The sequence below is a fragment of the Pseudomonas sp. MAG002Y genome (genome assembly GCF_019400845.1).
GTDB classification, from domain to species: domain Bacteria; phylum Pseudomonadota; class Gammaproteobacteria; order Pseudomonadales; family Pseudomonadaceae; genus Chryseomonas; species Chryseomonas luteola.
The window spans coordinates 1-25,937 of sequence record NZ_WOEJ01000004.1 but is presented as its reverse complement, the minus strand read 5'-3'; the positions used below and the strand labels follow the sequence as shown (position 1 = coordinate 25,937).

25 protein-coding genes and 1 pseudogene are annotated in these 25,937 nt (G+C 54.1%); 13 read left to right on the top strand and 13 right to left on the bottom strand.

Annotation, left to right across the window (positions count from 1 at the left end):
- Positions 1-5: 5 nt before the first annotated feature.
- Genes rsmA through GM154_RS07070 form a run of 4 tightly spaced genes read right to left on the bottom strand, consistent with a single transcriptional unit; the run spans position 6 to position 5,886 of the window.
- A complete protein-coding gene (rsmA, locus tag GM154_RS07085) occupies positions 6-809 on the bottom strand; it encodes a 16S rRNA (adenine(1518)-N(6)/adenine(1519)-N(6))-dimethyltransferase RsmA (RefSeq protein ID WP_010795977.1) in 804 nt (267 codons plus the stop codon).
- Positions 802-1,800 (bottom strand): 4-hydroxythreonine-4-phosphate dehydrogenase PdxA, encoded by a 999-nt coding sequence (pdxA, locus tag GM154_RS07080; RefSeq protein ID WP_219651591.1) that lies wholly within the window; start codon positions 1,798-1,800, stop codon positions 802-804. The genes rsmA and pdxA overlap by 8 nt, the downstream gene beginning before the upstream one ends.
- On the bottom strand, positions 1,797-3,092 hold the full coding sequence (locus GM154_RS07075) for a peptidylprolyl isomerase (protein WP_219651589.1): 1,296 nt from the start codon (positions 3,090-3,092) through the stop codon (positions 1,797-1,799). Before GM154_RS07075 ends, pdxA begins: the two co-directional genes overlap by 4 nt.
- On the bottom strand, positions 3,073-5,886 hold the full coding sequence (locus GM154_RS07070; protein ID WP_219651587.1) for an LPS-assembly protein LptD: 2,814 nt from the start codon (positions 5,884-5,886) through the stop codon (positions 3,073-3,075). Before GM154_RS07070 ends, GM154_RS07075 begins: the two co-directional genes overlap by 20 nt.
- 125 nt (positions 5,887-6,011) lie before the next feature.
- Here GM154_RS07070 and GM154_RS07065 point away from each other — a divergent pair, with 125 nt between their 5' ends.
- The 3 genes from GM154_RS07065 to GM154_RS07055 are packed head-to-tail and all read left to right on the top strand — an operon-like array spanning position 6,012 to position 8,445.
- Complete coding sequence (locus GM154_RS07065) at positions 6,012-7,028, top strand: aminoglycoside phosphotransferase family protein (protein ID WP_219651585.1); 1,017 nt, start codon at positions 6,012-6,014, stop codon at positions 7,026-7,028.
- On the top strand, positions 7,025-7,696 hold the full coding sequence (gene murU / locus GM154_RS07060) for an N-acetylmuramate alpha-1-phosphate uridylyltransferase MurU (protein WP_219651582.1): 672 nt from the start codon (positions 7,025-7,027) through the stop codon (positions 7,694-7,696). Before GM154_RS07065 ends, murU begins: the two co-directional genes overlap by 4 nt.
- Positions 7,696-8,445 (top strand): DnaJ domain-containing protein, encoded by a 750-nt coding sequence (locus tag GM154_RS07055; protein ID WP_219651580.1) that lies wholly within the window; start codon positions 7,696-7,698, stop codon positions 8,443-8,445. The genes murU and GM154_RS07055 overlap by 1 nt, the downstream gene beginning before the upstream one ends.
- Here the strand turns inward: GM154_RS07055 and GM154_RS07050 are convergent.
- On the bottom strand, positions 8,442-9,473 hold the full coding sequence (locus GM154_RS07050) for an alpha/beta hydrolase family protein (RefSeq protein WP_219651578.1): 1,032 nt from the start codon (positions 9,471-9,473) through the stop codon (positions 8,442-8,444). The two genes, GM154_RS07055 and GM154_RS07050, sit on opposite strands and share 4 nt — an antisense overlap.
- Before the next feature lie 261 nt (positions 9,474-9,734).
- Here GM154_RS07050 and rpe point away from each other — a divergent pair, with 261 nt between their 5' ends.
- The 6 genes and pseudogenes from rpe (at position 9,735) to trpC (ending at position 15,312) form a co-directional block, all read left to right on the top strand.
- Entirely contained in the window at positions 9,735-10,412 is a 678-nt protein-coding gene (gene rpe, locus GM154_RS07045) for a ribulose-phosphate 3-epimerase (RefSeq protein WP_122041487.1), read from the top strand.
- Positions 10,409-11,266, top strand: a pseudogene (locus tag GM154_RS07040) (phosphoglycolate phosphatase). Before rpe ends, GM154_RS07040 begins: the two are co-directional and overlap by 4 nt.
- Before the next feature lie 64 nt (positions 11,267-11,330).
- A complete protein-coding gene (gene trpE / locus GM154_RS07035) occupies positions 11,331-12,821 on the top strand; it encodes an anthranilate synthase component I (RefSeq protein WP_219651575.1) in 1,491 nt (496 codons plus the stop codon).
- A gap of 12 nt (positions 12,822-12,833) precedes the next feature.
- Positions 12,834-13,427, top strand: coding sequence for an aminodeoxychorismate/anthranilate synthase component II (locus GM154_RS07030; protein ID WP_010795966.1), 594 nt, complete (start codon positions 12,834-12,836; stop codon positions 13,425-13,427).
- A gap of 2 nt (positions 13,428-13,429) precedes the next feature.
- Positions 13,430-14,479, top strand: a complete 1,050-nt coding sequence (gene trpD, locus GM154_RS07025) for an anthranilate phosphoribosyltransferase (RefSeq protein ID WP_219651574.1) — start codon at positions 13,430-13,432, stop codon at positions 14,477-14,479.
- Complete coding sequence (gene trpC, locus GM154_RS07020) at positions 14,476-15,312, top strand: indole-3-glycerol phosphate synthase TrpC (protein WP_219651572.1); 837 nt, start codon at positions 14,476-14,478, stop codon at positions 15,310-15,312. The genes trpD and trpC overlap by 4 nt, the downstream gene beginning before the upstream one ends.
- A 50-nt stretch (positions 15,313-15,362) precedes the next feature.
- Here the strand turns inward: trpC and crp are convergent, their stop codons facing one another.
- Positions 15,363-16,007 (bottom strand): cAMP-activated global transcriptional regulator CRP, encoded by a 645-nt coding sequence (gene crp / locus GM154_RS07015; protein WP_010795963.1) that lies wholly within the window; start codon positions 16,005-16,007, stop codon positions 15,363-15,365.
- 208 nt (positions 16,008-16,215) lie between these two features.
- Here crp and GM154_RS07010 point away from each other — a divergent pair, with 208 nt between their 5' ends.
- Both GM154_RS07010 and speD read left to right on the top strand, forming a co-directional pair.
- Positions 16,216-16,638 (top strand): OsmC family protein, encoded by a 423-nt coding sequence (locus GM154_RS07010; protein WP_026004192.1) that lies wholly within the window; start codon positions 16,216-16,218, stop codon positions 16,636-16,638.
- A gap of 218 nt (positions 16,639-16,856) precedes the next feature.
- On the top strand, positions 16,857-17,651 hold the full coding sequence (speD, locus tag GM154_RS07005) for an adenosylmethionine decarboxylase (protein ID WP_010795961.1): 795 nt from the start codon (positions 16,857-16,859) through the stop codon (positions 17,649-17,651).
- A 48-nt stretch (positions 17,652-17,699) separates the two neighbouring features.
- On the opposite strand, the gene coq7 is transcribed toward speD, so the two are convergent.
- The 5 genes from coq7 to hemJ all read right to left on the bottom strand — a co-directional run bounded on the left by coq7 (position 17,700) and on the right by hemJ (position 21,075).
- Positions 17,700-18,347, bottom strand: a complete 648-nt coding sequence (gene coq7, locus GM154_RS07000; protein ID WP_197871450.1) for a 2-polyprenyl-3-methyl-6-methoxy-1,4-benzoquinone monooxygenase — start codon at positions 18,345-18,347, stop codon at positions 17,700-17,702.
- 41 nt (positions 18,348-18,388) lie between these two features.
- Positions 18,389-18,730, bottom strand: coding sequence for a histidine triad nucleotide-binding protein (locus GM154_RS06995; RefSeq protein WP_010795959.1), 342 nt, complete (start codon positions 18,728-18,730; stop codon positions 18,389-18,391).
- Positions 18,731-18,795: 65 nt separating this feature from the next.
- Positions 18,796-19,584 (bottom strand): SDR family oxidoreductase, encoded by a 789-nt coding sequence (locus GM154_RS06990; protein WP_219651570.1) that lies wholly within the window; start codon positions 19,582-19,584, stop codon positions 18,796-18,798.
- 57 nt (positions 19,585-19,641) lie between these two features.
- Positions 19,642-20,580, bottom strand: a complete 939-nt coding sequence (locus tag GM154_RS06985; protein WP_219651569.1) for a DUF805 domain-containing protein — start codon at positions 20,578-20,580, stop codon at positions 19,642-19,644.
- Positions 20,581-20,649: 69 nt separating this feature from the next.
- On the bottom strand, positions 20,650-21,075 hold the full coding sequence (gene hemJ, locus GM154_RS06980) for a protoporphyrinogen oxidase HemJ (protein ID WP_010795956.1): 426 nt from the start codon (positions 21,073-21,075) through the stop codon (positions 20,650-20,652).
- A gap of 178 nt (positions 21,076-21,253) precedes the next feature.
- Between hemJ and erpA the strand changes: the two genes are divergently transcribed.
- Positions 21,254-21,604, top strand: coding sequence for an iron-sulfur cluster insertion protein ErpA (gene erpA, locus GM154_RS06975; RefSeq protein ID WP_019367557.1), 351 nt, complete (start codon positions 21,254-21,256; stop codon positions 21,602-21,604).
- 43 nt (positions 21,605-21,647) lie between these two features.
- Here the strand turns inward: erpA and GM154_RS06970 are convergent, their stop codons facing one another.
- Positions 21,648-22,742 (bottom strand): anhydro-N-acetylmuramic acid kinase, encoded by a 1,095-nt coding sequence (locus GM154_RS06970; RefSeq protein WP_150346495.1) that lies wholly within the window; start codon positions 22,740-22,742, stop codon positions 21,648-21,650.
- Between the two features lie 5 nt (positions 22,743-22,747).
- Positions 22,748-24,178: a peptidoglycan DD-metalloendopeptidase family protein gene (locus GM154_RS06965; protein WP_219651568.1), complete on the bottom strand. Its 1,431-nt coding sequence runs from the start codon at positions 24,176-24,178 to the stop codon at positions 22,748-22,750.
- A gap of 171 nt (positions 24,179-24,349) precedes the next feature.
- Here GM154_RS06965 and tyrS point away from each other — a divergent pair, with 171 nt between their 5' ends.
- Complete coding sequence (gene tyrS, locus GM154_RS06960) at positions 24,350-25,549, top strand: tyrosine--tRNA ligase (RefSeq protein ID WP_150346496.1); 1,200 nt, start codon at positions 24,350-24,352, stop codon at positions 25,547-25,549.
- The last annotated feature ends 388 nt before the right edge of the window (positions 25,550-25,937 follow it).

Genomic DNA, 25,937 nt, shown 5'->3' with positions numbered 1-25,937 from the left:
TGACCTTAGTTGCTCTGTGGCTGATCTGCCAAGGCATTGGCCAAGCGGACAAAGGCTGCGATATCGAGTTGCTCGGGGCGTAGACCCGGCTCAACGCCGGCAGCCTCGATGGCATCACTGTTCATGAGACCCTTGAGTGTATTGCGCAAAGTCTTGCGGCGCTGATTGAACGCTTCACGTACGACTCGCTCAAGCATCTTTGGATTTTTAGCGGTATACGGACGTTCGGTATGTGGAACAAGGCGCACAATGGCCGAATCCACCTTGGGTGGAGGATTGAATGCACCAGGGCCCACATTGAAAAGGTGCTCAACGCGACAATGGTATTGAACCATGATTGACAGACGTCCCCAATCGCCGCCGCCTGGCTCTGCTGCCAGCCGCTCGACGACTTCCTTCTGCAGCATGAAGTGCATGTCGGAGATAACGTCTGCATGGTCCAAAAGATGGAAGATCAATGGAGTGGAAATGTTGTAGGGCAGGTTGCCCACGACACGCAGCTTCTCGCCACTAACCAGTTCGGCAAAATTGAACTTGAGGGCATCACCCTGATGGAGGGTGAACTGAGGGTTCAGGCCAAACTTTAGCTTGAGCAGGGGGATAAGATCCTGGTCAAGCTCTATGACATCCAGCGTTGCGCCACTGGACAGTAGTCCTTCCGTGAGCGCCCCTTGGCCAGGGCCGATTTCCAGCAGATGTTCACCTGCCTTTCCATTGATGGCGCGCAGGATGCGGTGGATGACGCCGGCATCATGAAGAAAATTCTGTCCAAAACGCTTGCGCGCCTTGTGTTGATAAAGCTCAGTCATTGATATGTGTTTCGGCCATTTGATAGGCCGTCTCCAAGGCAACGCTCAGGCTGCCGGTATCGACTTGGCCCGTTCCGGCCAGATCTAGGGCGGTACCATGGTCGACCGATGTACGAATGATCGGCAGGCCTAAGGTAATATTGACCGCGGCACCAAAGCCTTTGTGCTTGAGCACAGGCAGGCCTTGGTCGTGATACATGGCGAGCACGGCGTCGCAGTGATCAAGGTATTTGGGTGTGAATAGTGTATCAGCTGGCAAAGGGCCTATCAGTTCAAGGCCTTCTTCACGCAACTGCTCAAGTGCAGGCTCGATGATCTCGATCTCTTCCCGGCCCAGGTGTCCGCCTTCGCCGGCGTGGGGATTGAGGCCACAGACCAGAATTCGCGGCTTCGGAATACCGAATTTCTCTTGCAGGTCAGCCTGAAGTATCCGCGCTACACGCTGGACACGCTCGCCAGTGATGGCGTCCGCCACTTCACGTAAGGGCAAGTGCGTAGTGACAAGAGCCACGCGCAGGCCCCTCGTTGCCAGCATCATGACAACCTGCGGAGTATGGGTCAGGTCGGCAAGAAATTCGGTATGTCCGGAGAACGCAACGCCTGCTTCATTGATCACGCCCTTGTGAACCGGTGCGGTAATCATGCCGGCAAAGTGGCCATTGAGGCAGCCCTGCGCGGCCCGAGTCAGGGTTTCCAGAACATAGTGACCATTGGCAGGGTTCAGTTGGCCAGCCACCACGGGTGCGCCTAGTGGTGTGTCCCATAAATAAAGCGCCCCGCCGTTAGTGGGCTCTACAGGCCAGTCAGATGGCGTAACGCTGATAAGGGAAATTGAGAGGCCCAGCTGCTGGGCTCGCTCGGCCAGTAAAGACTGGCTGGCAATAGCAATAAGAGGGTAGGGCTGAGGATGCTGGGCAAGCAGCAGGCAAAGGTCCGGACCAATGCCTGCTGGTTCCCCGGGCGTCAAAGCAAAGCGCTTTGGCCCTGTCACTTTTTGATTTCCACGTAAGCCTCGTCGCGGATCTGGCGCAGCCACAGCTGCAGCTCCTGATCGTATTTGCGGTTACGCAGAAGGTTGAGGGCTTGCTGTTGACGAACCTGCTCGCTGTTGTCCGTAGCACGACGACCCAGGACTTCCAGAATGTGCCAGCCATATTGAGTACGGAAAGGCTGAGACAGCTGGCCAGCAGAGGTGCTGTTCATGACCTCGCGGAACTCAGGTACCAGAGACTCCGGGTTGATCCAGTTCAGGTCGCCACCGTTAAGTGCCGAACCGGGATCTTCCGAAAAGCTCTTGGCCAGTTCGGCAAAGTCTTCACCACCCTCGATGCGCTCACGCAGGCGTTCCGCTAGACGACGTGTCTCCTCGTCGCTGCGAATTTCGTTTGGCTTTAGCAGGATATGGCGAACATGAACTTCGTCAACCACCGAGCTTTCGCCGCCACGCTTCTCCTCAACCTTGAGAATGATAATACCGCCCGGTACACGAGCAGGCTCAGTGACGTCACCTGGCTTCATCGAGCTGATCATCTGATCGAAGGGAGGTGGAAGCTGGGCGGCTTTCCGCCAGCCTATCTCACCGCCATCCAAGGCGTTATCGCCAGCCGAGTTGGCAATGGCAAGTTCGCCAAAGTCAGCACCCTGACGAGCTTTGTTATAGATCTGCATAGCCTTTTGGCCAGCAGCCTGGATTTCATTGGAAGAAGCGCTATCCGCCACAGGAATCAGAATATTGGCCAGGCGGTATTCTTCTGATAGCTGAATGCGGCCCAGATCGGAGTTCAGGAAATTCTGCACTTCCTGCTGACTGATTTGAATGCGCTGGGCTACCTGACGCTGCCGTACGCGACTGATAGTTAACTCACGACGTACCTGGTCGCGAACATCGTCATAGGTCAAGCCATCCTGAGCCAGCGCCTGACGAAACTGAGCCACGCTCAGTCCGTTGCGCTGAGCGATTGTGGCAACCGCCTGGTTTAGCTCGTCTTCCGAGATACGAATGCCGCTACGTTCAGCGATCTGCAGCTGTATGTCTTCCAGAATCAGCCGTTCCAGTACCTGATTTTCTACAGCACTGTCGGGCGGTACTTCGCCGCCCCGCTTGGCAATGTTCTGCTTCACCTCGGTCAGGCGCTGCCTGAGCTGACTCTCCATCACCACATCGTTGTCTACAATGGCAACCACTCGGTCCAGCGGTACCACGGCAGCATGGGCCATTGAGCTGATAGTCAGCGCCACACCTAAAGCAAGTGGGCGCATGGCGTTACATAGCTTGGTCTTCACGTTCACGATAGCCTTGAATGCCTTTATCCAGGAAGCCTTCGGTCTTACCACCAAAGACGTTGCCGAGCCCTTTCAGGACGATCTGCAGGAAGACGCCGCGGTCAGACTTGGATGTTTGTGAGTTGTAGTAGACGTCATCATCCGTATCAACCCAGTAGCGGTTGATCAGACGCAGCTTCCAGCAGCAACTGTCATATTCGAAGCCGCCAAAGGCCTCGAGTGTACGGCTCTTGTTGTAGTCGAATTGCCAACGGGCAATGGCGGACCACTGCGGAACGATCGGCCAGATGACAGAAAAATCATGCTGGTCGATTTTGTAGTCACTGCTGTTATAAGCGAAACGGCCCAGGTTTGGATCATAGATGCGTGTATTGCTTCTGTAGCGATAGCCTGCGTTGACGATCTTCCGGGGATCGTTTTCCGGCTGGTAATGGAACATTACGCTGCCAGAGTCCGTGTGGTTAATGGTCGGATCCCAGTTGAACTCTCCATTGACGCGCCAGTCGCGGTTGAAGCGGTACATACCTGCCAATGCATAGGGCGAGCGCCAGGAATCAGCCTGAGGATTATCGACCTTCTGACCTAGACTGCGGGCATAGGCGATATCATCTTCCGTCAAGCCTGGCAGCTGTACGCGGCGGTCGCGGAAATAGAACAGCTGACCAAAGCTGACATTGGCTCGCTCAAAGCCACTCGGCTCGATGAAGCGGGAGGTTGCACCCAGGGCCAGCTGGTTGGCATCGCCAATCCGGTCTCTGCCTGTGAAGCGATTATCGCGCCACAGAGAGTCATAGCTGAAGGTATATTCGCTGGTATCGAATACCGGGATGTCATCCTGGTCCTTGTATGGGACATACAAGTACTTGGCACGAGGCTCCAGGGTCTGCTTGCCGCCTTCGCCGAACAGGTTGGAATTACGATCGAAATACAGACCGCTGTCGATGCTTACGATAGGCACAGAACGGCTTGGGCTATCGTTGAAGCTTTGTAGACTAGAGCCTGCAAAGCGACGGCGAGCGTCTGAGAATGAAGAGTTCAGATCACTTTGACCTTGGCTATCCAGATCCAGATCGTAACGAGTATAAGCATATCGAACAGAGGGCGTCAGGTAGCCCCAGCTGGCATTCATCGGCAGGGAAATACCCGGCTCAGCATGGATACGATCACCTTCGGCTCGCGTTAAGCCAAACAGGTTTACATCAGGGCGAGAGCGACGATTGATTTCGTTACCGTCGTCGTCCAGGTCAAAATAGGTTTTGTCATCCAGACTGCGTTGGAACCGAACAAACTCAGTACCATAGGTAAACTGCAGACCGCCTGGGCTGTAGGGTAGGTGTCCATCCAACGTCAGCTGTGGCAGGCGGTTATACGGTGTCACGTCGGATACCGTAGCCATCTGGTAAGCCTGAGCGTTCAAGCGCGCCGTATAGGTATCACCCCGGTACGTCAGCTGGCCCTGCTGGTTGACGTAGGTGGGTTTGCTGATGCCTAGATCGGTATCCAAATCCTGGAAGTAATACGGATCGCTGATCTTGGTGTAGTCGACTTCTGCCAGCCAGCGGGAGTCCAGGCCTGTGCGGTTTTTCCAACCGTACAGCCAACGTCTGTCCGTTGCTTCCGGCATGCCTTCATGATCATTTTCCTGGTCGTTCAGGTACGCCGCGCTAATCTGACCTTCGCTGCTGCGTGTCAGATAACGGAACTCACCTTCCATCATCAGGCCGCGCTTGGTCATGTAGCGTGGGTACAGAGTTGCGTCGTAATTGGGCGCCAGGTTGAAGTAGTAGGGCGTTACGACGGTAAGACCATTATCGCTCGACGAGGCAATGGTCGGCGGCAGGAAGCCTGACTGACGACGATTGTCGATCGGGAAATAAATGAATGGTGTATAGAGGACTGGGAAGTCCTTGACACGCAGGGTCGCGTTGGTGGCATAGCCCAGGCCGGTCGCCGGGTTCAACGTAACGTTATTGCCCTTGACGGTCCATGAGTTGCTGCCCGGCTCGCATGTCGTATAGGTACCGTCTTTCAGGCGGATAATGGCGTCTTCGCCGCGCTTGACATACAGCGCGCTGCCCCGAATGCGGCTCTGGTGCACAACGTATTCGGCGTTATCCACCTGGACAGCGCCGTTGTCGAGTTGCACTTGAGCATTGTCGCCCACCACGAGCATGCCATTGTCACGGAACTTGACGTTGCCGTTCAGCTCGCCCCGGTTTTCAGTCCGATGCAGGTTGGCCTCATTCGCCTCGACCTGCATGTGACCTTGCCGCAGGATTACATCACCTGCGAGGGTGGCGGTCTGAGTCTCTTCCTGATAGCGAGACACCTTGGCAGTGACGTACGTCGGCGATTCGCTCATCGGCGTTTTGTCATTCATGCCGGGGCGCTGTGGCTCGACATAGGCGCCCGAGCAGTAGGGGCCTGTTTCCGCCAGCTGCGCAGGGGTCAGCTTTTCACGCGGCACCCAATCCAGATGGCTATAGTCCGCGCTTCGGGAAGCAAGGCCTCGGCCTTCGCTCTCGGTGACCAGCGTCTTCTCCGGCTCGCGGGCGGCTGCGGTCTGCGGGCCATCGCCTGCACTGACAGCCGACTCCGTATGAGCTGGGCGGGGAGGCACATTACTCGTGGCCTCGGTAGTATTACACGCCCAGCCGCCTGTGGCGGAAGGAGCGCAGTTGAACTGCTGGGCTGCCGGAGCAGCAAGAACGGAGGTCAGCGGCTGAAAAGCCAGCAGACTGCCAGTAACCAGCAAGGGAAACTTTCTGCGAAACGCGGGGGATTTCACGGCCATCCTTAAAGTTATCCTGCGCGCCATCGGCCCGGAAACGGACCGCAGGCCTCTCGATGGGCTCAAAAAGATATCGGATAATAAAGCATGACCTGCGCAACGGCTAGGGCCGAGGGAAACCGTTATAAATGTCTGAAGATGTTCGCTTTACCCAACTCTGTCAGTGGCTGGACGCGTGTCTGCCTGAATTGTTCAATAAAAAAGGCTGGGGAGCGCCTGGAGAAGGCGAGCTGACCCCCGCTAGTAGCGATGCAAGTTTTCGTCGTTATTTTCGCTGGGAATGTGACGGCCGTACCCTGATCGTTATGGATGCACCACCTCCACAGGAAGACTGCCGGCCGTTTGTGCATGTGGCCGCGCTACTGGCCGAGACCGGTGTGCATGTGCCGGAAATCCTGGCTCAGGATATAGAACAGGGCTTTTTACTGCTGGATGATCTGGGGCGGCAAACATACCTTGACGTCCTGACATACGATAATGCCGACGCGCTTTTTAATGACGCTTTGAATGCGTTATTGACCTATCAGGTTCTTCCGACGGAAGGTCATCTGCCAGAGTACAACCGCGCCCTGTTAGCGCGTGAGCTACAGCTATTTCCTGACTGGTATGTCCGCTACGTTCTTGATCATCGCTTCGATGCGGCGCAACAGGACGCGTGGGAGTCGGTCTGTGAGCTGCTGATTGACAGCGCACTGGCGCAGCCGCGCGTCTTGGTGCATCGCGATTACATGCCGCGCAACTTGATGGTCAGTACGCCAAATCCGGGTGTCCTGGATTTTCAAGATGCGGTATACGGCCCGATTACCTATGACGTGACCTGCCTTTTCAAGGATGCCTTCCTGAGCTGGCCGGAGAAGTGTGTCAGAGGGTGGCTCGAAACTTACTGGACCCGTGCCCGGCAGCAAGGCTTGCCGGTTGGCGATGATTTTGAAGATTTTTACCGAGCCAGCGACCTGATGGGCGTACAACGACACCTCAAGGTCATCGGGATCTTTGCGCGCATTTGCCATCGAGACGGCAAGCCCAAGTATCTGGCTGACGTGCCGCGTTTCTTCGCCTATATCGAGGCGGTTATCGCGCGGCGCCCTGAACTCGCGCCTTTGAAGGCCTTGCTCGCCGAGCTTCGGGAGGCCTCTACCGTATGAAAGCTATGATTCTTGCGGCAGGGCGTGGAGAGCGGCTTCGCCCGCTTACCTTGCATACTCCAAAGCCTTTGGTTAAAGCATGCGGTGTACCGTTGGTCGAATACCAGATTCGGGCTTTGAAGGCGGCTGGTTTCAACGATTTTGTTATCAATCATGCGTGGCTGGGGCAGCAGATAGAAGACTACCTGCAAGATGGCTCGCGGTTAGGCGTCAGTATCGTGTACTCGCCTGAAGGTGAGCCGCTGGAAACCGGCGGCGGCATCTTCAAGGCGCTTCCGCTGTTAGGCAAAGAGCCTTTCCTGGTGGCTAATGGCGATATCTGGACGGATTACGACTATCGGCAGTTACAGCTGACCGCCGGCGATTTAGCGCATCTGATTTTGGTCGATAACCCTCTTCACCACCCTGAAGGGGATTTCTTTTTGAGTAATGGACGCGTGGTTGAAGCTGGCGAGGCTTGCGACAGGTTTACCTACAGCGGTATTGCAATACTGCATCCTGATCTATTTCGCACCTGCGAGGCAGGCGCCTTCAAGTTGGCGCCTGTACTGCGCGCAGCCATTGCAGAAGGGCGCGTCAGCGGGACGCTGCATACCGGTCGTTGGGTCGATGTAGGAACCCATGAGCGGCTGGCAGAAGTCGAGCAACTGATCGAGGCGAGCGCCTAGTGTTCTGGCCATGGCCTTTAACGCTGTCCGGGGCGCTTACCGGCTGGGCGGCAGCTGATCTTTCTGGAGCATTGCTGGGTGCAATGTTAGGGCATGCGGCCGAGCGTAAGCTGGGACTCACCTCCTGGTCTGCGCTGCGCCTGCGGCTGGGGCAGGTTGGTTTTGAGCATCAGCTCTTGTTTGAACTGCTCGGCCATCTGGCCAAGGCAGGGGGGCAAGTGTCGACGGCACATATTCGCCAGGCTGAAGGTGAAATTAAGCGATTGGGTTTGGACGTTGAGGGCCGCCGCCGTGCAATCGCTGCGTTCAATCAGGGTAAAACGGCAGTTCGCTCGGCTCGTACCCGGCTGGTTGCAGCGGAAAGTCAGGCTGAAATTATCATTCGTGCCTGTTGGCGAATGGTATGGGTGAACGGCAGCGTCCGGCCTGGTGAGCGGGACCTGATCCGGCAATGGGGATTGTGGGCCGGGCTCTCACAAACGCGAGTAGATGAACTGCAGCCCATGCGGTCAGCGAAGAAGCCGCGTGCAAACAATGGCTATAAAGAGGCTTTGGCGCTGCTAGGGGTAAGCGAGAGCAGCGATAGCAAAAGTATCAAGCAAGCCTATCGGCGATTGCTCAGCAGGCATCATCCCGACAAGGTTCAAGGTGCCGGCGCCAATAAATATGTGGTTCAGGAGGCAGCGGAAAAAACCGCTGCCTTGCACGCAGCCTATCGGCTTATCAAAGAACGGCATGGCTTTCGTTAGGGCGCAGGCTGCTCTCCACCGCCTGCCGCTATGTGTGTGCTAAGCCAGCCTCGCACACGACGATACAACTGTTCCTGCTCATTGGAGGGGTCGCCGGGAATCGTCTTTAGGGCAATCTGGATGTAATCGCTGGCCTGTTCCCGCTTGGCAGCCTGGCGGCGCTGCTGGGCCGAGGCTTGAGCGATCGAAGACTGGTTATGATAGAAGTCGCCTGTTGCTACCTTGAGCTTGGGCACGATTGCATCCAGATTTGAGCCCGAATTAACCGGTGCCTTGCCATCAATGATAATCAAGTGATGAAGCTCGCTGGGCTCTCGTTCAGCGAGGTAGCGAGCTGCCCAATAGGCTCCGGTACCGTGACCGAGCAGAATCACCTGCTTGGAGCCTCGCTGTAGCGCAAAGTCGATTCCGGCCGCCAGTCTAGCCATGACGCCCTCCGCATAGGCATCCTGCAATGCTTTGGCATCCGAGGGTGCCTTGCCTGCCTGTGCGGGTTCGCCACTACCTATTTCAGCCTGGGTTTCAGGTGTTGGTGCGGTGCCGGTCACACCTTCTACGGGTGTGGGGGACGCACCCTCTGCAGTGGATGCATCGGCATCGGCAGGAGCAGAAGTCGCCCCATTGGCGTTACGCGGCAGTGGAGCCTGGTTTTGCGGGTCGGGCAGGGTCAGACTAAGTGTCTGCCAACCTTCGTCGGGCAATTTTTGCCTGAGTGGGCTGATGGTGTTGGGCCAGTCAGCGGACTCGCCATCGCCCGGTATCAGGACGATCGTTCCCTGAGGCTGGGCAGTATTGGCAGGTTTCCATAACGCCAGGAATTGCTCGTTGCCCGCCGTCAGGGTCTGCTGCTCGCTTTTGGGGAGCGTGCGCTCCAGCGCCTGCGCAGTATCCTGACTGCGTCCAATCGGAGCTGCTCGTTCGGCAGCAGGGGCTGGCGGGGTAGTAGCTTCTTCGGCAGAGGCATTGTTGGCCATGCCAAGAGCAATCAGCAGCAGGGTCTTGTTGAACACACCGGGTCGGCTAAACATGAAGTGCACTTCGTCCTGTCCAGAATGGGCGGAAGACTAATCACCTTTGGTCATGCTGTCATGGGCGATGTCTACCGCGGCACGCAAATAAGAGGCATCTACTTGCACTGACCGCCACAAGCGGCAAGTGTGCCCTGCAAGATGTGCTGTGCAAGACAGCAGCGGGGAGAAATGCCGGTTGTCAGCTCTCTAATGCATGAATGCCCAGCCGCTGCATTGGGTACAATGCCGCTTTCCGCTGACTTGCCTTGAGGCTTTTCCATGCAACCTTATGCTATCGCTCCGTCGATCCTCTCCGCTGACTTTGCCCGTCTGGGTGAAGATGTAGACAAGGTGCTCGCAGCGGGCGCCGATATCGTCCATTTCGATGTTATGGACAACCACTATGTGCCCAATCTTACGATTGGCCCCATGGTCTGTTCGGCGCTACGCAAGTATGGCGTGACGGCGCCTATCGATGTGCATCTGATGGTCAAGCCAGTGGATCGTATTATCGGTGATTTCATCGAGGCGGGCGCCTCGTTCATCACCTTTCACCCCGAGGCTTCAGAGCATATCGACCGCTCACTGCAGCTCATTAAGGCAGGTGGTTGTAAAGCAGGGCTGGTCTTTAACCCGGCGACGTCCCTGGACTGCCTGAAATATGTCATGGACAAGATCGACATGGTGTTGCTGATGAGTGTGAATCCGGGCTTTGGTGGCCAGAAGTTCATTCCGAAAACACTCGACAAGCTGCGCGAGGCACGTGAGCTGATCGATGCCTCCGGCTTGCCGATTCGTCTGGAAATCGATGGCGGCGTCAACGTTTCCAACATCGGTGAAATCGCACGTGCCGGTGCCGATACGTTTGTTGCGGGCTCCGCCATCTTTAATGCGCCGGATTATGCAGAGGTCATCAAGACCATGCGTAATGAGCTGGCCAAGGCACGTGCGGTATGAGTCAAGGCGTGCTGGAAACCTTGTTTGATGGAAAGCAGCCACGGCTGATCATGTTTGATCTTGACGGCACGCTTCTCGATTCAGCCCCAGATCTGGCCGCAGCGGTTGATGCCATGCTTGAAACGCTAGGTCGACCCTCTGCAGGGCTGGATAAGGTCAGGCTGTGGATTGGCAATGGAGCCCGTGTGCTGGTTCGTCGTGCCTTGGCAGATCAGATGGAGCACAGCCACATCACGGAGGCTGAGGCAGATGAGGCACTGAGCCTTTTCATGTCTCTTTATGGGGGCAGCCACGAGCTCACAGTCGTGTACCCCGGCGTTCAGGAAGCGCTGGCGACGCTCAAGGCCAAAGGGATTGCGATGGCCGTCATTACCAACAAGCCGGAGCGCTTTGTTGGCCCACTTCTGGATGACATGCAGTTAGGCGATTTTTTCTCATGGATCGTAGGAGGGGATACGTTACCTCAACAAAAGCCTGATCCTGCCGGGCTTCTCTATGTCATGGGCAAGGCGGGTGCCAAGCCTGACGACGCCCTGTTCATTGGCGACTCACGTAACGATATCCGCGCCGCACGGGCTGCCGGAGTGCGCTGCGTCGCGATGACCTATGGCTACAATCATGGTCAGCCCATAGCTGATGAGTCACCTGACTGGCTACTGGACGACCTTAGGCAGTTACTGGCTTAGCGATAAAATGCCACACTCGCTATGGCAAAGAGGTTGATTCAGCGAGTTGCCTGAGCTAGTGTGGCCGTATTCCTATCTACCCGGCGAAGAGATCGAATCGTGGTGGTCACCTGCAAACTGTGGATGAAGGTCATCAAGGCCCTGGCGCGTTGGCGCTGGCGCGCCTGACTCATTCCTGGCCGGCATGCCCGGCGCGTTTTGCACCTGACCTTTACCCTCCACGAGGCTGATCATGACCCGCGAAGAATTCCTGCGTTTGGCCGCTGCCGGCTATAACCGTATTCCCCTGACATTCGAAACCCTGGCTGATTTCGACACGCCGCTGTCGCTTTATCTCAAGTTGGCCGATACCACCAATACGTACCTGCTTGAGTCTGTCCAAGGTGGTGAAAAATGGGGTCGCTACTCCATTATCGGGCTGCCCAGTCGCACCGTATTGCGAGTCTATGGCCACCAAGCCACGATTCATGAGGGCGATGAGGTCGTCGAAACCGTTGAGGTCGAGGACCCGCTAGCGTTTATCGAAGCATTCCAGCAGCGCTATCGCGTGCCCACACTGCCTAACCTTCCGCGCTTCAATGGTGGCTTGGTCGGCTATTTCGGCTACGACTGTGTCCGCTACGTTGAAAAGCGCCTGGGTGCCTGCCCCAATCCTGACCCGCTGGGCAATCCCGATATCCTGCTGATGGTATCTGATGCTGTCGTGGTGTTCGATAATCTATCTACCAAGATGCATGCCATCGTGCTGGTCGACCCGGCCGATGAAAATGCCTACGACCAAGGCAAAGCGCGCCTGGATGAATTACTGGAGCGCCTGCGTCGGCCTATTACGCCGCGCCGTGGGCTCGATTTCAGTGCACCTCAGGCGCAGGAGCCCAAGTTTCGAGCCAGCTTTACTCAGGCGGATTACGAGCAGGCGGTTGTCAAGATCAAGGACTATATCCTGGCTGGGGACTGCATGCAGGTCGTGCCTTCCCAGCGGATGTCCATCGATTTCAAGGCCGCCCCCATCGACCTCTATCGCGCGCTACGCTGCTTCAACCCAACGCCCTACATGTACTTCTTCAACTTCGGTGATTTCCATGTCGTAGGCAGTTCGCCGGAAGTCCTTGTTCGAGTAGAGGAAGGGCTGGTAACGGTTAGACCTATCGCCGGAACGCGTCCACGAGGAGCGTCTGAGGAGCAGGATCTTGAGCTCGAAAAAGATCTGCTCAGTGATGAAAAGGAAATTGCCGAGCATCTGATGCTGATCGATCTAGGTCGTAATGATGTTGGCCGCGTATCGTCGACCGGCTCGGTCAAGCTGACCGAAAAAATGGTGATCGAGCGTTATTCCAATGTCATGCACATTGTGTCCAACGTGACCGGCCAGCTCAAGGACGGTCTCAATGCCATGGATGCCCTGCGTGCCATCCTGCCGGCAGGTACGCTGTCCGGCGCGCCGAAGATCCGCGCCATGGAAATCATCGACGAGCTGGAGCCTGTCAAGCGAGGTGTCTACGGCGGTGCCGTAGGATATCTGGCCTGGAATGGCAATATGGATACTGCCATCGCGATTCGTACTGCCGTCATCAAAAACGGTGAGCTTCATGTTCAGGCCGGTGGGGGCATCGTTGCAGACTCTCAACCTGCTGCGGAATGGGAAGAAACGATCAATAAACGTCGTGCGATGTTCCGCGCGGTTGCACTGGCTGAACAAACTTCTACGACTTCGCGTACCTGAAGGAGCGCTACTATGTTACTGATGCTGGATAACTACGACTCCTTCACCTATAACCTCGTGCAATACCTGGGCGAGTTAGGGGCAGACGTAAAAGTCGTACGCAACGATGAAACGACCGTAAACGAAATCGATGCGCTGGCGCCGGAGCGCATTGTCGTTTCCCCAGGCCCCTGCACACCGAATGAGGCAGGCGTCTCACTCGAACTGCTGAAACATTTCGCAGGCAAAGTGCCTACTTTGGGTGTGTGCCTTGGTCATCAGAGCCTGGGGCAGGCATTTGGAGGTGAGGTGGTCAGAGCGCGTGAGCCGATGCATGGTAAAACGAGCCTGGTTTATCACAAGGGTGAGGGTGTATTTGCCGGATTGCCCAACCCCTTTACGGTCACGCGCTACCATTCGCTTGTGGTGAAACGAGAAACGCTGCCGGACTGTCTGGAAATTACTGCCTGGACTCAACACGAAGATGGAACCATGGATGAAATCATGGGGCTCCGTCACCGCGAGTACATGCTGGAAGGTGTCCAGTTTCACCCCGAGTCGATTCTTACCGAATACGGTCATGACCTGCTGGCCAATTTCCTCAAGCAGACCGGAGGCGCACGCTAGTCATGGATATCAAGGAAGCGCTCGGCAAAATCGTCAGTCAACTCGACCTGACCACAAGCGAAATGCAGGACGTCATGCGCCAGATCATGACCGGGCAATGTGATGATGCCCAGATCGGCGCTTTTCTCATGGGCATGCGTATCAAGAGCGAAACCATCGATGAAATTTGTGGTGCCGTAAGCGTGATGCGCGAGCTGGCTACCAAGGTTGAATTGCCCAGCCTTGAGCACGTTGTGGATATCGTGGGAACAGGAGGAGATGGTGCCAATATCTTCAACGTATCATCGGCTTCTGTTTTTGTTGTCGCGGCTGCTGGGGGAAAAGTAGCCAAGCACGGCAACCGTGCTGTTTCAGGTAAAAGCGGCAGTGCCGACCTGCTTGAAGCGGCGGGGATTTATCTCAACCTGACGCCCGAACAAATAGCCCGTTGCGTTAATGAGATAGGGGTAGGCTTCATGTTTGCCCAATCGCACCACAGTGCGATGCGCCATGCTGCAGGCCCTCGAAAGTCTCTGGGGCTGCGTACGTTATTCAACATGCTAGGTCCGTTGACCAGTCCAGCCGGTGTCTTGCATCAAGTAGTAGGGGTATTCACGCCTGCACTGTGCCGTCCCCTTGCCGAAGTGCTGCAGCGGCTAGGCAGCAAGCATGTGCTGGTTGTTCACTCCAGGGATGGGCTTGACGAGTTCAGCCTGGCGGCGCCTACACGTGTTGCTGAACTCAAGGATGGACAAATTCAAGAGTATGAAGTCCTTCCGGAGGATGTTGGTATCAAGAGTCAGAGCTTGATCGGGCTTACAGTCGACAGCCCGGAGGCTTCATTAGGTCTGATCCGGGATGCCCTGGGGCGTCGGAAAACCGAGGCTGGGCAAAAGGCCGCTGACATGATTGTGCTTAATGCGGGAGCCGCATTGTATGCAGCTGATCTAGCTTCAAGTTTGCAAGAAGGTGTCAATCTGGCGCATGACGCGTTGTACAGCGGCCTTGCCCGGGAAAAAATGGATGAGTTGGCCAGCTTTACAGCGGTATACAAAGTGGAGAATCAAGCGTGAGCGTACCTACCGTTCTGCAAAAAATCCTGGCCCGCAAAGCTGAAGAAGTAGCACAGCGTAAGTCAGCGCTTCCACTGGCCGATCTGGAGGCCTTGGCGCAGGCCTCTGAATCACCAAGGGGATTTGCCCAGGCCCTGATGGATCGCGTGGCGCGAAGAGAACCAGCGGTCATTGCTGAGGTCAAGAAGGCCTCGCCCAGTAAGGGTGTCCTGCGGGAGGAGTTCGTGCCGGCAGATATTGCGCGAAGCTATGAAGCAGGCGGCGCGACCTGTCTTTCGGTCCTGACGGACATCGATTTCTTTCAGGGCAGCGATGCCTATTTGAAGGAAGCCCGGGCAGCCTGCTCATTACCTATCATTCGTAAAGACTTTATGATCGATCCATACCAGGTCATTGAAGCCCGTGCGATTGGTGCTGACTGCATTCTTCTCATCGTGTCCGCCCTGGACGATACCTTGATGGCAGAGCTAGCCGCTACGGCAAAGTCGGTTGGCCTCGATGTGCTTGTTGAAGTTCACGATGCAAATGAGTTGGAGCGAGTGCTGAAAACACTCGACACGCCGCTGATCGGTATCAATAACCGCAATCTGCATACATTTGAGGTGAGCCTGGAAACAACACTGGACCTTTTGCCGTCTATTCCACGAGAACGTCTGGTGGTAACCGAGAGTGGCATTCTGAACAGGGCTGACGTTGAGCTGATGCAAGTCAGCGATGTGCATGCCTTTTTAGTAGGTGAAGCATTCATGCGTGCAGAGGATCCCGGACACGAGCTGCACCGGCTGTTCTTTCCTGAAAGACGCGCGGGGATCTCCTCCCCCGACGTAGAGTGATTAATAAAAAAGCCGGCGCGAGCCGGCTTTTTTGTCAGAGCATGGTGTGTTTAGCGAGTACCAAACACAACCATCGTCTTGCCTTTCACATGGACAAGGCCCTGTTCTTCCAGAGACTTGAGTACGCGACCGACCATTTCACGTGAGCATCCAACGATGCGACCAATTTCTTGGCGCGTGATTTTGATCTGCATACCGTCCGGATGCGTCATGGCGTCGGGCTGTTTGCACAAGTCAAGCAGCGTACGAGCGACACGACCAGTCACGTCCAGGAAGGCAAGATCACCTACCTTACGCGTAGTCTGGCGCAGACGCTCGGCCATCTGGCGGCCCAGCGAGAAGAGCATGTCGGGATCTTGCTGGCTCAGTTCTCTGAACTGGCTGTAGCTGATCTCGGCAACCTCGCACTCCGTGCGTGCACGAACCCAGGCGCTGCGTTCGGGTTCGCTTCCTTCCTTGGCAAATAGCCCCATCTCGCCGAAAAAGTCGCCCGCATTCAAATAGGCGATGATCATTTCGCGACCTTCGTCGTCCTCAATCAGAATCGTTACCGACCCTTTGAGGATGAAGAACAGGCTTTCACTGTTATCACCCGCATAAATGATCGTCGTCTTGGCGGTATAGCGGCGACGCGAGCAATGCGCGAGCAGTTTATCGAGATGTTGAAGTTTTGCAGGAGGAATAATAGCGGCCATGCTGGTTCCTGAAGTTGAGACAAGCCTTGTCTACAGGGATTTGAACATATCGGCAAGTTTGCCACTAAATTAAAGTGAATTTTTACTCTGCAGATCACGACTTGTGAAGTGTGCGACGTGACTAACAGTTTAATGGCAGTTTGATGGCATTCCATCACATTTATGGGGCTGTGGTACTCTATTTTTTTACTGGCTGTGGAGTCTCATGGTGAAAGCACGAATTCAATGGGCCGGTGAGGCCATGTTTCTGGGCGAGTCGGGCAGTGGCCATGTGGTTGTCATGGACGGCCCTCCTGATCATGGCGGTCGTAACCTGGGCGTCCGCCCAATGGAGGCTCTGCTAATCGGCTTGGGTGGCTGCACCAGCTTTGATGTGATGAGTATCTTAAAGAAATCTCGCCAGGCTGTAGAGAGCTGTGAGGCCTTTCTTGAGGCTGAGCGGGCTGAATCCGAACCCAAGGTATTTACCAAGATACACATCCGCTTTGTGGTCAAGGGCCGTGACTTGAAGGAAGCGCAGGTCAAGCGCGCCATTGAGCTGTCTGCAGAAAAGTATTGTTCAGCTTCCATCATGCTGGAGCGTGCGGGCGTCGAGATTTCGCACGGATACGAGATCATAGAGCTTAATTAAGCCCTGACTGTCATCAATTCATCGTCTTTCGGGCGCAACCTCTGGCGGATAGCCCTCAGGCTCTGCATAATGCGCCCCTTTTCAGGGCAAGGCCCGACAAGCACAGCCACAATCGCCAATGCGAAGAGGTATGAAACGGCCCTACGCACCTGCGCCTTATGCAGATGACGGGCATTCACGACCACGGTCAGAGACCGTACCTATGGGAGTTCCCTACGGTGAAAAGTAAACTCAGGCTCCATGGTTTCAACAACCTGACGAAGACCTTGAGCTTCAATATCTATGACATCTGCTATGCAGAGACGTCAGAAGATCAGCAAGCCTATGTACAGTACATTGATGAAGAGTATGACGCCGAGCGTCTGACTCAGATCCTGACAGACGTCGTGGATATCATCGGTGCCAATATTCTGAATATCGCTCGCCAGGATTACGACCCTCAGGGCGCCAGCGTGACCATTCTCATTTCGGAGCAGCCTGTTGAGCCTACCGAAAGCCAGATCGAGGAATCACCCGGTCCGCTACGCGAAACAATTCTAGGGCATCTGGATAAAAGCCATATTACGGTTCATACCTATCCGGAAATTCATCCCGTTGACGGCATCGCCACATTCCGTGTCGATATCGATGTGTCTACCTGTGGCGTCATCTCACCGCTAAAGGCATTGAATTATCTGATTCATCAGTTTGATTCGGATATTGTGACTGTCGACTATCGCGTTCGTGGTTTTACCCGCGATGTGGAAGGACGCAAGCACTTTATCGATCATGAGATCAATTCCATCCAGAACTACCTGTCTGAAGACACGCGTTCGGCCTATCAGATGACGGATGTAAACGTCTATCAGGACAATCTGTTCCACACCAAGATGCTATTGAAAGAGTTCGAGCTAGAAAATTACCTGTTTGGTGATGCTACTCAGAATCTTTCGCGTGAGCAGCGTGAGCAGGTAACGCAACGCCTCAAGCATGAGATGCGTGAGATATTTTCTGGTCGTAACCTGCCTCGTTAAGCAGCAGGTTGAAATTAAAAGGGCGCTTTGAGCGCCCTTTTTGTTGTCTTAAATGCGGTATGTGCTTTTGGTCATGACCTTTGAAAGAAGCGTCATGCCAAGTTTGATAGGCGTAGCGAAGCGTAGCCCGCCTGCATCCAGGGCATGATCCGCATGTTGCTCCTCGTCAATGCGCATCTGCTCAAGAATCGCTCGGGAGCGCTTGTCTTCCGAAGGAAGCTGCATCAGGTGCTCATCAAGATGCTTACAGACTTGCTCTTCTGTCGCGGCGACAAAGCCAAGGCTGAGACGATCGCTGATCAGGCCAGCAGTCGCGCCGATGCTAAATGATAGGCCATAGAACAATGGATTAAGTACGCTGGTATGGCTTCCCAACTCTTTAATTCGCTGTTCGCACCAGGCGAGGTGATCAATCTCCTCGTCAGCGGCTTCTTCCATGGCGCTTCGGACTTCAGGCAGCTTGGCTGTCAAGGCCTGTCCCTGATAGAGCGCTTGTGCGCACACTTCTCCGGTGTGGTTGATGCGCATCAGTCCAGCCACGTGCCGGGTGCTGGACTCATCCAGCTCGGCTTCCGAATGACTCAGCGCAGGGGAGGCCCTATTAGGGTGTCCATTGAAAGGCAGTAGTGTTTTTAATGCGGCATCAACCTGCATGAACAGGTGATCTGCAGGGGAATAGTGACGATCGTTAGCCATTCCAGTCTCCAGGTTCAAATCAGGGGAGGGTAAAGGAACGCTTAACCCGGCGGCCACGTCATTTGCCGTTGGCCAAGTACATGCATATGGATGTGGTAAACCGTTTGTCCACCCATTGGATTACAGTTCATGACCACCCGGAAGCCTTCATCGCAACCTTGTTCCTGGGCCAGGCGTTGTGCCGTAAACAGGATATGACCTGCTAGCGTCTTGTCATCGGTTTCGCTCAGGTCATGAAGCGTGGCGATATGCTTCTTGGGAATGACAAGAAAATGAACGGGGGCCTGAGGCGATATGTCATGGAAGGCAATGACATGATCGTCCTCATAAAGCTTGCGGGCTGGAATCTCTCCCGCCACGATTTTACAGAACAGGCAGTCCATGGATGTCTCCTGTGTATTTGAAGATCAAAGTGTAGCGAGGGTTATCTTTTGCGCACAGACGCAAGTCAAGGTGATGTCAGCATGCGGCCTATTCTGGCGGTAACTTTTCTTACAAGTGAGCGTGGCAAAAAACGAGGTACCATTGTCGTCAGGCGGTTTCGCCATCCGCAATGAATGATGGCCTTGCGCTTGGCGAGGCCATGCATGGCGATCAATGCAACCTCCTCGGCGCCCATCATGGTTTTGCCTTTCTCCATTGAGGCAGTCTGCATGCCCGCTTTGCGGAAAAAGCTTGTACGCGTTGGGCCGGGGCATAACACTGAGACGGAAATGCCTCGGCTTTTTAACTCTTCACGCAGCCCTTCGGAAAAATGCAGGACATACGCCTTGCTGGCGGCATAGCTGCTCATAAGCGGAATGGGCTGGAAGGCGGCCGTCGAAGCTACGTTGAGAATCTGTCCGCCGCCCTGTTGAGCCATGTGCGCACCTAGGGCATGGCAGAGGCGAGTCAGGGCCAGCACATTTAACTCAATAAGGTGCTGCTCGCGTGACCAGTCGGAGGAAAGAAAGGGGCCGCCAGTCCCCATGCCTGCACAGTTCACAAGCAGGTCGATAACCTTCTCGCTCTGCTCAAGCTCGTGCAGAAGCCCTGTCACATGCAGCGGCTCCGACAGATCGCAAACGCGATAAAGTACTTCCACGCCAAATCGCTGGGCCAGTTCACTGGCAATGCTTTCAAGTGCCTCCCGCTTTCGGGCAAGTAAGATCAAGGGATGACCGCGGCGCGCCAGTGCTTCAGCAAGCGCAAGGCCTATTCCACTAGAGGCGCCAGTAATTAATGCATAGCGAGGCATGATGCTCCCTCAGAAGTACGGCATGGAGTTGGACCGCTCCGGCGTGGCAGGGTGCCCTTAGCTAGGGCGCACAAGGGAGGCCAGAATCACAGCGATCACAATAAATAGCCAGATACCCGCTAAAAGCTTGACCGCTATGCCGTTAGGTGGAGGCGGTGCACCATAGCGATTGGCTGTACGTGATCCTGGTAAGACCATCAGCACGAAAGTAAACAGGCCTCCTATGAGCGGAACGATGCTCAAAAGCCAGAGCCAGCCTGACCAGCCTAAATCATGCAAGCGTTGAACACCTATGCTCAGGTTAATAAATAGCATTGCAAGACCAAGCAGCGCACTAAGCCCAAGCCCTGTAAGGATTGAGGGATGCGACGTCATGAGACTTGCGATCCCTACCGTTGTCAGTAGTGCAAAAAAGGCGGCAAAAAAAGCGGCAGATGCTACAAGCGACCAAGCTAAAAAGCGCAGGCGTCCTATTCGACCTTTGAGGCTGAAGACCTTCAAGGTACCGTATTCATGTTCGCCATGGGTATAAAGGTCTGCTTGAGGCGGAGCATAAGGAGACGCGGCCATGACTGGCGCAGTTGACGGTGCGGGCGGCTCTGACGCTAGCTCAGCCTGACGTGCCAGGTACTTTTCAACAATAATGCCGCACTGCTCGCATTCGTCGCGCTTGGTCTGCTCATGTCCACATTTTGGACAAGTCATTAACCGTGTGCTTTCTTTTGCTGGTGTTTCTTTGTCCTCAACCAGCGTAAGCATGGAGGCCAAGTCCTGTTCTTTCCTGGCTTGAGCGCCAGCTTGTCTCAAGGCTGCCAGATAACGATCAGCTTCAGGTTCCGAAAGGTCCCTTTTTAATGTAACGGGACCGCGAAACAGCTGGGCTATTTTCTGCGTATCACTTTTGAAAAGTTTCGCAAGATTCTCCAGTACATCATCTCGACTGACACCGGGGATCAATTGCCCATCAAAAGTAATCTTGTAACGCGTATCGGACATGGCGAGCTTCCTTGTCGCACAATAGAAGAGGCACGCAGCATATTGTCAGGATATGCTGCGTCTGGAAATTTAGTAGGGTTTGATGACAACCAGGATCACGATCGCAATCAGGATCAGGACAGGAGCTTCATTAAACCAGCGGTAGAATACATGACTGTGTTTGTTTTCACCTCGCGCAAAGCGTTTCAGCATGGCACCGCACATGTGGTGATAGCCGACCAGCAAAAAGACAAGTGCAAGCTTGGTATGCATCCAGCCCTGACTCAGCCAGCCTGGATTCAGGACCAGTAATACAATGCCGAAAACAAGCGTAGCCAACATTGAAGGCAGCATGATTCCTCGATACAGCTTTCGCTCCATCAGAATGAAGCGCTCACGGCTAACGGTGTCTTCACTTTGCGCGTGGTAGACAAACAGTCGGGGCAAATAGAACAGACCGGCAAACCAGCAGACTAAAGCTATGATGTGTAACGCTTTGATCCATAGATAGAGCATCAAGTATCTCCGGCAATATAAAACCAGAGATAGTAGATGCCCGTGTTACAGGCGTCACCTTATAAGCGATTTAAGTTTTAATTATCGGTCGGTCGCAGAATAGTTGACCATTTTTCTGGGTTAAGCGGATAATGTTGCATATTGCAGTTGGTATCGGCGAAAGCCGGGAGATTCAAGCATGACCATCGAAACCTTCATTCCGACTCCCTTATTGTTCTCCCCCGGTGCAGCCAATAAGGTAAAGAACTTAATCGATGAGGAGGGCAACCCTCGTCTTAAGCTGCGCGTGTTTGTGACGGGGGGAGGGTGTTCTGGCTTCCAGTACGGCTTTACATTTGATGAAGATACGGCTGAAGACGACACCATTGTAGAGCGTGACGGCGTAAGTCTGGTTGTCGATCCCATGAGCTTCCAGTATCTGGCTGGCGCTGAAGTCGATTATCAGGAGGGGCTGGAGGGTTCGCGTTTCGTCATTAAGAACCCTAATGCGGCAACTACATGTGGCTGCGGTCAGTCTTTCTCAATCTAAGAAGGCTTTACTGAGGCGCCGCGTTTAAACGCGGCGCTTTCGCTTAGGCAGGATACAGCGCGCCTAAGATTCTAGGCCCCTTAGCCGCTGTTACGTCCGGGCAGTTACCCGGTATGCGCTCAACAAAACAATGTGCCAGCCAGGCAAATGCCATTGCTTCTACCCAGTCTGGCGAAACGCCAAGTTCGTCTGTGGTTGTAACGAGCGTTTCTGGTAAATGAGCAGAGAGTCGCTTAAGCAGAAACTCATTGTGAGCACCGCCGCCGCAGATAAATAGCTCGGCACATGTGGGTTGAACCAGTCGCAGCGAATCACAGACAGAAATGGCGGTAAGCTCGGCCAGGGTTGCCTGAACATCGGCTACCGGTATCGCAGGAAGCACTGAGAGCTTTTGTTTTAACCAGCTTAAATTGAATAGCTCGCGCCCAGTACTTTTAGGCCCCTGTTTGGCAAAGAAAGGATCAGACAAAAAGGCATTAAGAAGCATGGATGAAATGGAGCCACTGGCAGCCCAGGAACCAAACTGGTCATAAGGCTCGCCTTTGTGCTCGTTTATCCATGCATCCATCAATACATTACCTGGGCCGCAATCAAAGCCTTCTATAGGGTGGCCGGGTGATAGCAATGTAATATTGGTAAATCCGCCGATGTTAAGAATAGCTCGCTCTTTCGCCGGATCTCCAAAGATGGCCGCGTGAAAAGCAGGGACGAGGGGAGCACCTTGTCCACCAGCAGCTACATCCCGTCGACGAAAATCTGCAACAACATCAATCCCTGTCAGCTCTGCAAGAAGTGCCGGGTTGCCGATCTGAATCGTGTAGCCATCAGATGGACTATGCCTGACTGTCTGCCCGTGACTACCAATCGCTCTGATATGCGAGGTCGATAGCTGCGCTTCGCTGAGGAGTTGCTCAATACCTTGGGCAGCCAACTGGACCCAATCCTGCTCAGCCAGTGCGGCACGTTCCAGTTCGTTGTCGCCAGCACTGCACAGCTCAAGAAGCTTATGTTTGAGGCTCGATGGCATCGGCACATAATGAGAGCCGATAAGCGTGCATCTAGTAGCTGTTTGATCAATAAGGGCAATGTCCAGTCCGTCCAAGCTGGTACCAGACATTAGCCCTATATAAAGCGTCATACCTGTCAACGCTTGTTCATGGCAAGAAGAGTGGACTTTTCCTGGTCCATGCGGGCCATTAAAGGCTGGCTTTGGCTCAAGAAACGTTTCACCTCATTTTTTGCGATAGGATCAGCCATAGGTAGCTTTACGCCGAGCGGATCGACATGCGTACCATTGATGCGGAATTCATAGTGCAAATGAGGTCCCGTTGCGAGTCCTGTCATGCCTACATATCCAATAACCTGTCCTTGCTTAACCTGTACGCCTGGTCGAATGCCTTGACCGAATTTGCTCATATGTCCATAAACAGTGCTGTAGCGCTGTCCGTGCTGGATTACTACGGCGTTTCCGTAACCACCCTTGCGCCCAGCTTCTACCACTTTGCCATCCCCTGTCGCATGGATAGGCGTACCGGTTGGTGCTGCGTAGTCCACACCCTTATGCGCACGAATCTTGCTCAGGACAGGATGGTAACGACCCAGGGAAAAACGGGAGCTGATACGGGTAAACTCTACTGGAGTACGAATAAATGCCCTACGCATGCTGCTACCGTCAGCCGTGTAGTAATTCGTAGTGCCTTGCTTGCTGGTATAGCGGACTGCCGTAAAGGTTTTACCGCGGTTGGTGAAGCGCGCCGCTAAAATGTTGCCGTTGCCGACACGCTTTCCATCGACCACCTTCTTTTCGTAGATGACCTCGAATTCGTCGCCTTCTCGTATATCCAGTGCGAAGTCAATATCATAGGCGAACACGTTGGCCAGTGACATGATCATATCGTGGGATAGGCCGGCGCGTCGGCCAGCTGTAAATAGAGAGCTATCAATAACGCCGCGTGCATAAGCCTTTTCAACATCAGGCTGTGCTATTTCACGCTTAAAGTCATAACCACTTTCAGCTTTGGAGATCGTGATGGTTTCCAAGGCGTTTGGCTTGCTTCGGAAGCCGAGCAGGTCACCGGTCTGAGATACCTTGAATTCGAGCTTTTGGCCTATGTGAATTCGGCTAAGGGCTTTGGCTTCTTTGTCGCTATTTAAAACGTCTTGCAGCACGTTTGCTGACAAACCGGCTGCCGAGAATAATGTGGAAAGCGTGTCGCCATTTTTAACAGTTTCGACTTTCCACTGAGAGTCAACTGAGGCAAGGCTTTCGGTAGAAGAGGGTTCAGCTGAGTTGGGTTCTTGAGCCGTTTCGGTTGACTCAGGAATACTGGCGAACGGACTTTCAGTTGTGGACGCTTCAGGCTCTGAGAGAGTGCTTAGCTGTCGAAGGTCATCCTTTTCTTGAATAATGCGCTCAGCACTATTCTGAATATCCATATTAACGAGCGTTTTCTTTGCCTCGACATCGCGAGAAGGAAACACCAGCAGAGCCAAACTCAGAAGCGCAGCGACCCCACTAGCAGCCAGGATATGGCTTTTAGGATACAACGGGCTTTTTGGAGTTGGTTGTGTCATGACGTAGCGGTGCTTTTGAGCATGAATAACTGCCTAAAATATAATCAAATAAAGTTCCGAACAACCCTTAATAATTTTCAATATGTGCCTGATAGGTAGAGGTTTCTGGAAATCTTGTTTTTATCAGGTGATCTTGTATGGTTGCGCCATTAATTTAAGCGGGATTGGCTAATGAAATCGGTAGAAGAACAGTTAGCGCTGATCAAGCGTGGAGCTGACGAGCTTTTGGTTGAATCTGAGCTCATTACAAAGCTTGAGAAAGGGACTCCGTTGCGTATCAAAGCAGGCTTTGATCCTACAGCTCCAGACCTTCATTTAGGCCATACCGTTCTGATCAATAAGCTACGTCAATTCCAGGAGCTGGGTCATCAGGTCATTTTCCTGATTGGTGACTTCACAGGCATGATTGGCGATCCCAGTGGTAAAAGCACGACTCGTCCGCCATTGACGCGTGACCAGGTTCTTGAAAACGCTGAAACCTATAAAGCTCAGGTATTCAAGATATTGGATCCGGCGAAGACTGAAGTGGCGTTTAATTCTGCTTGGATGGACAAGCTTACACCGGCTGACTTTATCCGCCTGGCGTCTCAGTACACGGTCGCACGTATGCTTGAGCGTGACGATTTCAGTAAGCGGTACGCGACTAATCAACCCATTGCTATTCATGAGTTCTTGTACCCCCTGGTTCAGGGATATGACTCGGTTGCATTGAAAGCAGATGTCGAGCTTGGTGGAACTGATCAGAAATTTAATTTGTTAATGGGCCGCGAGTTGCAGCGTGCCTATGGCCAAGAGGCGCAGTCCATTCTCACTATGCCTTTGCTTGAGGGGCTGGATGGCGTCAAGAAGATGTCCAAGTCGCTTGGCAACTATATAGGTATCCAGGAAGCGCCTGGCGTTATGTACAATAAGATCGTTTCAATGCCTGACTCGCTGATGTGGCGATATTTTGAGCTTTTAAGCTTTAGGGCGATGAGTGAGATTGAAGCGTTTCGCCATGATGTAGAGGCGGGTGCCAATCCGCGCGATATCAAGATCAAGTTGGCCGAGGAGATCGTTGCCCGGTTCCATGGTGAGGAGGCAGCTGCTACCGCTCACCGTTCTGCTGGCAATCGCATGAAGGACGGCGAGCTGCCAGAGGAAATTCCAGAGGTAACGTTAACGACTGCCGAGGATATGCCCGTAGCCGCAGTGCTCAATCGCGCAGGTCTGGTAAAGAACTCAGCTGCTGCACGTGATTTGCTGAACGCAGGTAGCGTAAAGGTTGATGGTGAAGTAGTAGATCGAAGCTTTGTCTTCAAGTTGGGTGCTACTCATGTTTGTCAGGCAGGCAAGAAGGCATTTGCCCGCATAGTTATTAAAGCTGAGTAGTTCAAAATAAAGCTTGACCTGTGAGCGGAGGGGCCTATAATGCGCCCCACTTCCGCTGCAATGGGACAGCAGAAAGCCTTGTAGATCAATGGCTTAGCTGTTTAGTCGGGGTCAGGCCTCCGGTCTGCCAGAAGCGGAAAGAGGGAAGTGGTGGTTGACAAGCCCCTGGGTTTGTGTAAAATACGCCTCCCGCTGCCAGAACAGGTTTCCTGATCCGGCAGGTCCGGCAAGCAGTTCGGCAGGTTAGACCGGTTGAACAAAAAGCTTGACAGGACAAGAGGTTAGCGTAGAATGCGCGCCTCGGTTGAGACAAGGTCTTAACCAACCGCTCTTTAACAAGTTGAATCAAGCAATTCGTGTGGGTGCTTGTGCTGTAAGACTGATGGAT

What these genes read in the sequence shown, in the direction of transcription:
- rsmA (WP_010795977.1), bottom strand. Translation starts at nt 809, where the DNA reads ATGACTGAGCTTTATCAACACAAGGCGCGCAAGCGTTTTGGACAGAAT.
- GM154_RS07070 (WP_219651587.1), bottom strand. Translation starts at nt 5,886, where the DNA reads ATGGCCGTGAAATCCCCCGCGTTTCGCAGAAAGTTTCCCTTGCTGGTT.
- GM154_RS07065 (WP_219651585.1), top strand. Translation starts at nt 6,012, where the DNA reads ATGTCTGAAGATGTTCGCTTTACCCAACTCTGTCAGTGGCTGGACGCG.
- murU (WP_219651582.1), top strand. Translation starts at nt 7,025, where the DNA reads ATGAAAGCTATGATTCTTGCGGCAGGGCGTGGAGAGCGGCTTCGCCCG.
- GM154_RS07050 (WP_219651578.1), bottom strand. Translation starts at nt 9,473, where the DNA reads ATGTTTAGCCGACCCGGTGTGTTCAACAAGACCCTGCTGCTGATTGCT.
- rpe (WP_122041487.1), top strand. Translation starts at nt 9,735, where the DNA reads ATGCAACCTTATGCTATCGCTCCGTCGATCCTCTCCGCTGACTTTGCC.
- trpE (WP_219651575.1), top strand. Translation starts at nt 11,331, where the DNA reads ATGACCCGCGAAGAATTCCTGCGTTTGGCCGCTGCCGGCTATAACCGT.
- GM154_RS07030 (WP_010795966.1), top strand. Translation starts at nt 12,834, where the DNA reads ATGTTACTGATGCTGGATAACTACGACTCCTTCACCTATAACCTCGTG.
- trpD (WP_219651574.1), top strand. Translation starts at nt 13,430, where the DNA reads ATGGATATCAAGGAAGCGCTCGGCAAAATCGTCAGTCAACTCGACCTG.
- crp (WP_010795963.1), bottom strand. Translation starts at nt 16,007, where the DNA reads ATGGCCGCTATTATTCCTCCTGCAAAACTTCAACATCTCGATAAACTG.
- coq7 (WP_197871450.1), bottom strand. Translation starts at nt 18,347, where the DNA reads ATGGCTAACGATCGTCACTATTCCCCTGCAGATCACCTGTTCATGCAG.
- GM154_RS06995 (WP_010795959.1), bottom strand. Translation starts at nt 18,730, where the DNA reads ATGGACTGCCTGTTCTGTAAAATCGTGGCGGGAGAGATTCCAGCCCGC.
- GM154_RS06990 (WP_219651570.1), bottom strand. Translation starts at nt 19,584, where the DNA reads ATGCCTCGCTATGCATTAATTACTGGCGCCTCTAGTGGAATAGGCCTT.
- GM154_RS06985 (WP_219651569.1), bottom strand. Translation starts at nt 20,580, where the DNA reads ATGTCCGATACGCGTTACAAGATTACTTTTGATGGGCAATTGATCCCC.
- hemJ (WP_010795956.1), bottom strand. Translation starts at nt 21,075, where the DNA reads ATGCTCTATCTATGGATCAAAGCGTTACACATCATAGCTTTAGTCTGC.
- erpA (WP_019367557.1), top strand. Translation starts at nt 21,254, where the DNA reads ATGACCATCGAAACCTTCATTCCGACTCCCTTATTGTTCTCCCCCGGT.
- GM154_RS06970 (WP_150346495.1), bottom strand. Translation starts at nt 22,742, where the DNA reads ATGACGCTTTATATAGGGCTAATGTCTGGTACCAGCTTGGACGGACTG.
- GM154_RS06965 (WP_219651568.1), bottom strand. Translation starts at nt 24,178, where the DNA reads ATGACACAACCAACTCCAAAAAGCCCGTTGTATCCTAAAAGCCATATC.
- tyrS (WP_150346496.1), top strand. Translation starts at nt 24,350, where the DNA reads ATGAAATCGGTAGAAGAACAGTTAGCGCTGATCAAGCGTGGAGCTGAC.